The following is a 1563-nucleotide window of genomic DNA, read 5'->3' on the forward strand; positions in this document are numbered from 1 at the left end:
AGATGGAAAACCATTGGGAGAGAGAAACCCTAAAGGTTTATTAGATGATTATGTGAAGTTTATTCGCTTTGCTCAGTATCGGGTAGCGGAAACTGGTTATGGAGTTGTGGCGTTAATTACAAATCATGGTTATTTGGATAACCCAACTTTTCGGGGAATGCGTCAAAATTTGATGCAGACTTTTGATGAGATTTATGTTTTAGATTTGCATGGGAATAGTAAGAAAAAAGAAGTTTGTCCCGACGGTTCACCAGATCAAAATGTGTTTGATATTCAGCAAGGGGTAGCGATTGCGTTTTTTATTAAGTATCAAGATAGTCAGCAAGATTTAGCCAAGGTTTATCATGCTGATTTGTGGGGGGTTAGAGAGGTGAAAGAGCATAAGGAGTTAGTTGGAGGTAAGTATTATTGGTTAGATGAAAATGATATTAGTTCAACTGAATGGGAAATTATAAATCCCAAATCAGATTTTTACCTATTTAATCCTCAGAGCAAAGTCTCATCTGATGAATATCAAAAATATTGGGAACTTGATACAATCATGTTGACAAAGGGTTCTGGCATCAAAACCCATAGAGATCACTTTGTCTATGATTTTGATAAATCTAAATTAATCGAGCGAATCAATGACTTTAGAAATACACTTATAAATGATTCAGAAATAAAAAATAAATATAAGTTGGAAGACAGTTTAGATTGGAATTTAAATCAAAAGAGAAAATCTTTTACATCTGAATCTAATTGGCAATCTTATTTCACTCAATGTTTATATAGACCTCTTGATATTAGACCTTATTATCATCATGATGCTTTAGTAAATCGGTTGAGGCATGAAATAATTCAGCATACGATGAATAAGAATAACATTAGTATAGGTATAGGTCGCCAAGGAATTGCGGTTAATGATCCTGAATGGGCCTTGATTACTGTTTTTGAGAATGCCATTGATACTAATATTTTTAGAAGAGGTGGAGTTAATATTTTTCCCCTTTATCTTTACCCAACCAATACCCCAACCCTATTTGAAACAGAAGCAACCAACTCGCCAAATGGTCGCCGTCCCAATCTAGCGCCTGAATTTATTAAGGAACTTTCGGCAAAACTTGACTTAGAATTTATCAGTGATGGCAAAGGAGACAAAAAGAAAACCTTTGGACCAGAAGACATTTTTAACTATATCTATGCTGTCTTTCACTCTCCCCAATATCGCCAACGTTACGCCGAATTTTTAAAAATAGACTTTCCTCGTGTTCCCCTAACCAGTAATCAAGAATTATTCTGGGAATTAGTCAAAAAAGGTGACAGATTAGTACATTTACACCTAATGAAAGCAACGGGAAAAGAAATTAGTAGCTATCCCGTGGCGGGTTCTAATCTAGTAGAACAGGTGAAATATGACGAAAATAAACAACAAATTTCGATTAATTCTGACCAGTATTTTGCGGGGATTCCGCCTCAAATTTGGAACTTTTATATCGGCGGTTATCAAGTGTGTCAGAAGTGGCTAAAAGACCGCAAAGGTCGCCACCTTAGCTACGATGACCTAGAACATTATCAACAAAT

General features: G+C 35.6%; 1 protein-coding gene. It reads left to right on the plus strand.

What is annotated here, in order from left to right; translation table 11 throughout:
- A partial coding sequence (locus tag PX484_RS20310) for a type ISP restriction/modification enzyme (RefSeq protein ID WP_353853251.1) occupies nucleotides 1-1563 on the plus strand: 1563 nt, incomplete at both ends.

Origin of the sequence: Microcystis sp. M49636_WE2 (assembly GCF_030065375.1) — a bacterium.
GTDB classification, from domain to species: domain Bacteria; phylum Cyanobacteriota; class Cyanobacteriia; order Cyanobacteriales; family Microcystaceae; genus Microcystis; species Microcystis aeruginosa_C.